The sequence below is a fragment of the Micromonospora sp. NPDC047753 genome (assembly GCF_040642735.1).
Classification (GTDB): Bacteria; Actinomycetota; Actinomycetes; order Mycobacteriales; family Micromonosporaceae; genus Micromonospora.
Window position 1 is genome coordinate 1 of record NZ_JBEYSL010000326.1, and the last position, 7,900, is coordinate 7,900.

8 protein-coding genes are annotated in these 7,900 nt (G+C 70.5%); 2 read left to right on the top strand and 6 right to left on the bottom strand.

Annotated elements, in window-relative coordinates; genetic code table 11:
* Positions 1-8: 8 nt before the first annotated feature.
* On the top strand, positions 9-1,355 hold the full coding sequence (locus ABZ749_RS23955; RefSeq protein WP_357231386.1) for an aspartate aminotransferase family protein: 1,347 nt from the start codon (positions 9-11) through the stop codon (positions 1,353-1,355).
* A gap of 165 nt (positions 1,356-1,520) precedes the next feature.
* Here ABZ749_RS23955 and ABZ749_RS23960 read toward each other — a convergent pair whose 3' ends face one another.
* Positions 1,521-1,889 (bottom strand): DUF3499 domain-containing protein, encoded by a 369-nt coding sequence (locus ABZ749_RS23960; protein WP_091394110.1) that lies wholly within the window; start codon positions 1,887-1,889, stop codon positions 1,521-1,523.
* Positions 1,890-2,042: 153 nt separating this feature from the next.
* Here ABZ749_RS23960 and ABZ749_RS23965 point away from each other — a divergent pair, with 153 nt between their 5' ends.
* Positions 2,043-2,492, top strand: coding sequence for a metallopeptidase family protein (locus tag ABZ749_RS23965; protein ID WP_355005594.1), 450 nt, complete (start codon positions 2,043-2,045; stop codon positions 2,490-2,492).
* A gap of 198 nt (positions 2,493-2,690) precedes the next feature.
* On the opposite strand, the gene ABZ749_RS23970 is transcribed toward ABZ749_RS23965, so the two are convergent.
* The 5 genes from ABZ749_RS23970 to ABZ749_RS23990 all read right to left on the bottom strand — a co-directional run.
* Positions 2,691-2,948, bottom strand: a complete 258-nt coding sequence (locus ABZ749_RS23970) for a WhiB family transcriptional regulator (RefSeq protein ID WP_007455784.1) — start codon at positions 2,946-2,948, stop codon at positions 2,691-2,693.
* A gap of 459 nt (positions 2,949-3,407) precedes the next feature.
* Positions 3,408-3,737: a phospholipase gene (locus tag ABZ749_RS23975; RefSeq protein ID WP_357231374.1), complete on the bottom strand. Its 330-nt coding sequence runs from the start codon at positions 3,735-3,737 to the stop codon at positions 3,408-3,410.
* Positions 3,738-3,756: 19 nt separating this feature from the next.
* Positions 3,757-5,151, bottom strand: a complete 1,395-nt coding sequence (locus ABZ749_RS23980; protein WP_357231377.1) for a DUF4331 domain-containing protein — start codon at positions 5,149-5,151, stop codon at positions 3,757-3,759.
* A 51-nt stretch (positions 5,152-5,202) separates the two neighbouring features.
* The gene (locus ABZ749_RS23985; RefSeq protein ID WP_357231380.1) at positions 5,203-5,481 is read right to left on the bottom strand and encodes a hypothetical protein; all 279 of its coding nucleotides are present in this window, start codon (positions 5,479-5,481) and stop codon (positions 5,203-5,205) included.
* 162 nt (positions 5,482-5,643) lie between these two features.
* Positions 5,644-7,900, bottom strand: a 2,257-nt coding sequence (locus ABZ749_RS23990) for a bifunctional FO biosynthesis protein CofGH (RefSeq protein ID WP_357231383.1), incomplete at its 5' end; no start/stop codon positions are given.

The window sequence follows — 7,900 nt, forward strand, 5'->3', positions numbered from 1 at the left end:
GGGCTGACATGGCCAACGCCACCGACCACCTCTGGATGCACTTCACCCGGATGGCGAGCTACTCCGCTGGTGAGGTGCCGACCATCGTGCGCGGCGAGGGAGCGTACGTCTGGGACGCGCAGGGTCGCCGCTACCTGGACGGGCTCGCCGGGCTCTTCGTGGTCAACGCCGGCCACGGCCGTACCGAGCTGGCCGAAGCCGCCGCCAAGCAGGCCGGCGAGCTTGCCTACTTCCCGCTCTGGTCGTACGCGCACCCGAAGGCCGTCGAGCTGGCCGAAAAGATCGCCGCGCTCACCCCCGGCGACCTCAACCGGATCTTCTTCACCACCGGCGGCTCCGAGGCGGTCGAGGCGGCGTGGAAGCTGGCCCGCGCGTACTTCAAGCGCACCGGGAAGCCCAACAAGTACAAGGCGATCAGCCGCTACATCGCCTATCACGGCACCTCGATGGGCGCCCTGTCGATCACCGGCCTGCCCGGCATCAAGAGCGACTTCGAGCCACTGGTGCCGGGTGCGATCAAGGTGCCGAACACGAACTTCTACCGGGCGCCCGAGCACGGCGACGACCCCGAGGCGTTCGGCCGCTGGGCCGCCGACGAGATCGGACGGGCCATCGAGCGGGAAGGCCCGGACACGGTCGCCGCTGTCTTCCTTGAGCCGGTGCAGAACTCCGGCGGGTGCTTCCCACCGCCGCCCGGTTACTTCGAGCGGGTACGGGAGATCTGCGACGCGTACGACGTGCTGCTCGTCTCGGACGAGGTGATCTGCTCGTGGGGGCGGTTGGGTGAGTACTTCGGCGCGGTGCGCTACGGCTACCAGCCGGACATCATCACCACCGCGAAGGGCATCACCTCCGGCTACGCCCCGCTCGGCGCGATGATCGCCAGCGACCGGCTGATGGAACCGTTCCTCACCGAGACCGGCATGTTCGCCCACGGGGTGACCTTCGGCGGGCACCCGGTCTCCTGCGCTGTGGCGCTGGCCAACCTGGAGGTCTTCGCCCGGGAGGACCTGGTCGGGCACGTACGCGCCAACGAGGACGCCTTCCGCGCCACCCTGGAGAAGCTGCACGACCTGCCGATCGTCGGCGACGTGCGCGGTGACGGGTACTTCTACGGCATCGAGCTGGTCAAGGACAAGACCACCCGGGAGACCTTCACCGAGGCCGAGTCGGAGCGCCTGCTGCGCGGCTTCCTCTCCACCGCCCTGTTCCAGGCGGGCCTCTACTGCCGGGCCGACGACCGGGGCGACCCCGTCATTCAGCTGGCCCCGCCCCTGATCGCGGAGCAGCAGCACTTCGACGAGATCGAGCAGATCCTCCGCACAGTCCTAACCCAAGCCTGGACCAAGCTCTAACCCCACCCAACCCAACCCCACCCCACCCCGTTGATCATGAAGTTATTGCCACGACACGCCGAGGCGCGGGGCAATAACTTCATGATCAGCGCCGGAAGGGAGGCACGGCCGGGCCCGGCCGGGCCGGGCGGTGGGACGCGGGGCGGGTCGGTGGGGCGCCGGGTTTTAGTGGTTGGGGGGGATTACGCGGAGGTGGCCTCGGCGGCCGGTCTGGTGGGGGTTCTCGGGACGGTTCTGGTCCGGCTCCGGGGGGCGGGGGGCCGGGCGGGCGGCTTCGCGGACCGCTTCGGCCAGCGCGACCAGGTCGTCCGTGGTGGGCGGCGGCGGTTCGAACTCGCCCTCGTGCCGGACGACGTCCCAGCCCCGCGGCGCGGTCAGGCTGCGGGCGTGCGGCTCGCACAGGTCGTACGTGTGCGGCTCGGCGAACGCCGCCAGCGGCCCCACCACCGCTGTCGACTCGTTGTAGACATAGGTCAATGTGGCGACCGCTTGCCGGGGGCAGCCGTTACGGGAGCAGCGCCGTGGTGACCTCACGTGCGGCAGGGTATCTCCATTACCGGGTCCGGCGCATCGCTTCGCGTTGCGACACGCCCGTCATGGTGATCACAGTCGAACGTTCTGGGCGCGCCGCGCCACGGGAGCGGCGCTGCCGCTGACCAGCCCGACACGGGCGCTACCCTTTGCCTCATGACGAGCCCGGAACACCGCCGCCCCGCGTCTGGCCGGCGTGGGCATCGTGACCGGCACGGGCGCGGCCTGCGCGGGAGGCTGGTTCCGGCCACTGTGCCGCTGGCGCGGACCAAGGCCGAGGTCTTCGACGACCTGGTCCTGGACACCGTCGAGACGCTGGAGCGTCGGTTCGCCAAGGAGCTGGCCGGGGTCGAGTTCGCTGTCGAGGACGTCCCGCCGGACTTGAACGTCTACGACTCGGACGTGCTGGAGGACGGCGAGGTCCCGTTGGCCCGGCTGCTGCCCGGCCGCCCGGGCCGGCAGGAGGTGCCGCCGCGCATCGTGCTGTACCGGCGGCCCCTGGAGTTCCGGGCGATGGATCGTGAGGACCTCGCAGATCTCGTCCATGACGTGATCATTGAACAGGTGGCGAACCTTCTCGGGGTGGACCCGGACGAGCTCGCCTGAGCCGAGCCCGAACGGCCGACCGCGCGGGGAAGCGGACGGTCGGGCGGCCCCCGCCGCCCCGACCTCAGGCCGCCCCCCGGCGGCCCCGCCCCGACCCTCACACCGTTGAGGCAACCTTCGCCTCGACTCCCGAACCACGCAGGCGGCCCCTCGCACCACGTAGGCCCCTCACAACACGCAGGCAGCCCCGCGCACCGCTCAGGCGGCCCGCCGCTTCAACTTGCGCCGCTCCCGCTCGGAGAGCCCACCCCAGATGCCAAACCGCTCGTCGTGACCCAGTGCGTATTCGAGGCACTCGGTCTTGACCTCGCAACGCGAGCAGATCCGCTTCGCCTCGCGGGTCGAGCCGCCCTTCTCGGGAAAGAACGCCTCGGGGTCGGTCTGCGAGCACAATGCCCGCTCCTGCCACTCCGGCGCGTTTCCGAGCAGGTCGGCCACCTCAAGCTGGCCGTCCATCAAATGCCTCCTTGTCGCGCACCGGCGTCATCGCCGCTGCAACCCCCCACGCGAAAGGCGTGCTTGTCCATCCCGTCCCGTTTTGTTGCGTTCCGCGCGAACAACCCCATTCAAATTACACGCGTGTAATGCGTGCGCCGTCAAGCCAAACTTGATAATGGAGTCGCCCTCCCGACACCCCCGGTCGGCCACTCGGGCCGTCCAGCCTCGCAACCTGCCCTATCGATTCAGACCCCGGCCGAGTAACGCCCTCTCCGGCGAGTTGCCCGACTTTTCTGCCGTGGCGCTTCTCCGACGAGTCGCTGAGCGGCCGGCACCAGAGACCGTCACCCCTAAGCTGATCTTGAATGGGGGACAGGTTAACGCGGTGCGGCGCAGACCGCCCGTCGGACTGCGGACAGCACTCGCGCCCCGTCCACAATGTGGACGGGGCGCGGTGGTGAGACAGGTGCGTCGAGGTCAGTCGACGGCCCCAAAACCGCTGCTCGGCCAGACAAACTCGGCCACCGCTCCACCATGGACGGTGATGGTGCCGGCAGACGTGTGATCATCCCACCAGACGGTATAGATCCCGCTCGGCAGATCGGGATAGACCGCGCTGTGGAACGAGCCGTCGCGCACCAGGCGCTCACGCACCGCCGAGTGGACCCGCCGGTCGTCGTCGCGGCTGATCTCGATCTCCCGGCCGTGCAGATCCCGACCGGTGTAGACGATCAGGGCACCGGTGTCGCCACCCAGATCGAGGACGACGGTCCCCGTCTCCGTCGGCCCGTACGCGTGCTCGTGCATCCGCGCTCCCCCGCCCCGGTCAGGACGCCGCCGACGGGTTGTTGAACCCGTCGTACGGCGTACCCAGGTAGGGGAAGTTTCCGAGGAACGGCGCGGTCACGTCGGCGGCGCTCAGCCCCGGGGTGACCGCGGCGGCCGCCGCGTCCGGGCGGAACGTCTTGTCCACCAACGGGACGGTGACCCCGGCGATGGCCCGCAGGGCGATGCTGACCACGTCGTCGCCGACCCGCCGCCCGTTCGGGAACCCGGCCAGGTCGCCGCCGAGCACCCCGAACCGGTCCGGGCGCCTGGTCGGCGTGATCGCGGTGTTCAGTCGCAGCATGTCGGCCTGCACGTCGCCGGTGGTGTTGGTGAAGCCGTCGATCAACCCGGCCGGCACGCCGGTGAGCAGGATCGCCACCAGGTCGGCCCGGGCCTTCTTCGCCTTGGTGAGCTTGTCCAGGTTGGGGAAGACGTCCGGGTAGAGCGCCGGCAGCAACGCGGCCAGCTCGGGCTGCTCGACGAACTGGGCGAACCGCTTGTCCTCCGACGGCGGCAGCGAATTCCACAGGTCCTTCTTGGACATCGGCACGATGACCTCGTTGAACAGTGGATTGCCCAACCGCGAGACCTGGGTGAACGGGCCGGTGCTGGTGTCCGCCGCGCCCCGGTCGCCGAGCACCCGCACCTGCCGGCGCGACGCCGACGTCCACACCCCGATCACCGACGCCCGATCCTCGGCACCGTAGCGGTTGGCGCGCCGACGAACACGCTCCAACGGCACCTGCACGGCGATGCTGTGCACGTTCATCCGGTCGGTGGCGTTGACCGGCTCCCCCTCGGCCTTGAAGATCTTCTTCCCCGCGACGTGCAGTTGCTGGAACGGCCGCAGCGTGCCGAGGTCGAAGATCGCCCCGAGGTCGACGAAGAACCCGTCGGCGCGCTGCCCGGCGAAGACCCGCTCCCCGGTGGAGAGCGAGTAGGTGGCCTGCCGCACCAGGTCGGCGTACTTCGGCGTGGACAGCGGACCGACGTTGCACGGCGGGCACTGCAGCTTGTGCGCCAGCCGGTGCTCGCGGCCGTCGGCCACCCGGGTCAGGCTGTAGAACTGCCGCCGGTTCCAGTTCTTGCTGTCCAGCGAGTCGATCGGACCGGTGTTGTAGAGAAAACTGTTCGGGTTGGTGATCTCGGTGGTGAATTCGAACCGGTAGGTGACATCCGGGCGACCGTCACCGTCGTTGTCGATATGGATCTCGTAGCGCACGTCGTCGCCAAACTCGAAGAAGTTCGGGCCCCCGGAGGGGAGCTGCAACGGCACGTAGTTGGCGATCAACGTGACCGTGTCGCGTTTGTCGGGGCTGACGAACGCGTACAGGTCGGAGCTGTCGGCGACCGGATCCTTGGCTATCTCCGGGGCCTCGCGGTGGGAAGACATGACGGACCAACCTCACTGGGCGGGGACAGGATGGCGGGGCGGAAGGTCGGGTCAGCGCCGGGCGGCGCGCCGCAGCCGGTCCGCCAGGCTGCGGTCGCGTACCTCGATGCGCCTCTCACCGACGAAGACGTCCATCGTTCCGGAGTCGGCGTCACGCAGGTGCACGACGATCGGTTCGTCGGCTCGTCCGGCAGCTCCGGGGGCGTTCTGCGCGGCCGACAGGCCCGGCACGGTGAGCGCGGCGGCGCCGAGGGTGGCGCTCGCCGCGGCGGTCAACGTCTGCCGGCGGGTCAGTCGCGGCCACTGCCGCTTCCGCTGATCACTGGTCATGGGCAACCTTTCCGGCGGTGGCGCGAACGCGCCCGCGGAGACGGACGGGTCCGGTGCCGTCTCGCGACGCCGCCGGGCCCCTGAGGGGACACCGGCGGCGGTCCTCGCCGCGACCGCCACCGGCATCGCGTGGTACGGCCGGTGGCGGGGAAAGGTTCGACGTCAGGGCCGGGCGTGACCGTACGCAGTCGACCGCTTGCGCGCCGGACGACCGGCGGCCTTCGCGATGGCCCGCAACTGCTCCTCGGTGCGGGCCGAACCGTTGTCGGAGCCGGCCATCCGGGAAATGGTCTCCTCCATCAGCGTGCCGCCCAGGTCGTTGCAGCCGCCCTGGAGCATCGCGACGGTGCCCTCGTCGCCGAGCTTCACCCAGGAGCACTGGATGTTGTCGATCCGGCCGTGCAACAGCAGCCGGGACATGGCGTGCACCACCCGGTTCTCCCGCCACGTCGGCCCCGGGCGGGCGATACCCGCCAGATAGATCGGAGCATTCGTGTGCACGAACGGCAGCGCCACGAACTCGGTGAACCCGCCGGTGCGGTCCTGCACCCCGGCCAGCACCCGGAAGTGCGCCAGCCACTGTCCGGGGTGGTCGACGTGGCCGTACATCATTGTGGAGCTGGACCGGATGCCCAGCTCGTGGGCGGTGCTCACCACCTCGACCCAGGCGGCGGCCGGGAGTTTGCCCTTGGTCAGCACCCAGCGCACGTCGTCGTCGAGGATCTCGGCGGCGGTGCCCGGAATGGTGTCCAACCCGGCCTCGCGCAGCTGGAGCAACCACTCACGGACCGGCACCCCGGCCTTCGCGGCGGCGGTGACGATCTCCATGGGCGAGAACGCGTGCACATGCATCTCGGGCACCCGGGCCTTGATCGCGCGCACGATGTCGGCGTACCCGGTGACCGGCATCTTCGGGTCGATACCGCCCTGGAGGCACACCTCGCTGGCACCGGCGGCCCACGCCTGCTCCGCCCGGTCCGCGACCTGCCCGACGGAGAGCCGGTACGCGTCGGCGTCCCGCTCACGCTGCGCGAACGCACAGAAGCGGCAGCCCACGTAGCAGACGTTGCTGAAGTTGATGTTGCGGTTGACCACGTAGGTGACGTCGTCGCCGACCACCGCACGGCGCACGTCGTCGGCGAGGCGGCACAACTCGTCGAGCGCCGGCCCGTCCGCGCCGAACAGCGCCAGCGCGGCATCGGTGTGCGCGGGGTCGAGCAGCGCCGCCGGGTCGTCGGCGGCGAGCCGCAGGCCGGCCGCCAGGTCACGGTCCGCGCCGACCCCGGCCGACACCGGGGGTACGCCCGCCCGGCGGGCGGTCGCCTCCGGGGTGACCTTGCCAGCGACCTCAGACCAGTCGCCGTAGACGCTGTCGAAGTCGCCGCGCCGGTCGTCGGTGCGGCCGGTGGTGTCGATGGTGGCGTGCAGGTCGACCCGCCCGCCGAACACCTCCTCCGGCTCCTGCCACGGTCGTCCCTGCGGCATCGCCGACTCGACCGCCATGCCCGTCGACGGATCGGCCAGGGCGCCGACGTGCGGCAGCAGCCGAGGATCGAGCCACGGGTCACCCGCGCGCACGTACTCCGGATAGATCGTCAACCGCTCGCGCAGCGTGAAACCGGCCAGCTCGGTGTGTCGGGCCAACTCGTCGATCTGCGGCCAGGGACGCTCCGGGTTGACGTGGTCGGGGGTGAGCGGGGAGACGCCACCCCAGTCGTCGATGCCGGCGCGCAGCAGCAGGTCGTACTCGCCGGCGATGAGGTTCGGCGGGGCCTGGATGCGGGCCTTCGGGCCGAGCAGCAGCCGGGCCACCGCCACCGTGGCGGCCAGATCGTGCAGCTCCGCGTCCGGCATGCCGCGCATCGCCGTGTCCGGCTTGGCGCGGAAGTTCTGCACGATCACCTCCTGGAGGTGGCCGTACTCCCGGTGGGCGCGACGGATCGCGAAGAGCGCGTCCACCCGCTCCCCCGGGGTCTCCCCGATGCCGATCAGGATGCCCGTGGTGAACGGCACCCCGACCCGGCCCGCGTCCTCGAGCACCCGCAACCGGACCGCCGGCTCCTTGTCCGGTGAGCCGAAGTGCGGGCCACCCGGCTCGGACCACAGCCGCGTCGCGGTCGTCTCCAGCATCATGCCCATGCTCGGCGCGACCGGCTTTAGCCGTTGCAGCTCCGACCAGGACAGCACCCCGGGGTTGAGGTGCGGCAGCAGACCGGTCTCCTCCAACACCGCCACCGCGCAGGCCCGCAGGTAGTCCAGGGTCGAGTCGTAACCGCGTTCGTCCAACCAGGTCCGGGCTGCCGGCCACCGTTCCTCCGGCCGGTCGAGGCCGCCTGGCGGCACCCCCGCACCGACCCGCGTCGGGTCACCGACGTACGCCACTTCCAGGAGCTGGCCCGGATCGCCGAACGCGGCACCC

Bases quoted from the DNA above. Each gene is read 5' to 3' on its own strand.
- ABZ749_RS23970 (WP_007455784.1), bottom strand. From the start codon at position 2,948: ATGGACGGCCAGCTTGAGGTGGCCGACCTGCTCGGAAACGCGCCGGAG.
- ABZ749_RS23985 (WP_357231380.1), bottom strand. From the start codon at position 5,481: ATGACCAGTGATCAGCGGAAGCGGCAGTGGCCGCGACTGACCCGCCGG.
- ABZ749_RS23975 (WP_357231374.1), bottom strand. From the start codon at position 3,737: ATGCACGAGCACGCGTACGGGCCGACGGAGACGGGGACCGTCGTCCTC.
- ABZ749_RS23955 (WP_357231386.1), top strand. From the start codon at position 9: ATGGCCAACGCCACCGACCACCTCTGGATGCACTTCACCCGGATGGCG.
- ABZ749_RS23965 (WP_355005594.1), top strand. From the start codon at position 2,043: ATGACGAGCCCGGAACACCGCCGCCCCGCGTCTGGCCGGCGTGGGCAT.
- ABZ749_RS23980 (WP_357231377.1), bottom strand. From the start codon at position 5,151: ATGTCTTCCCACCGCGAGGCCCCGGAGATAGCCAAGGATCCGGTCGCC.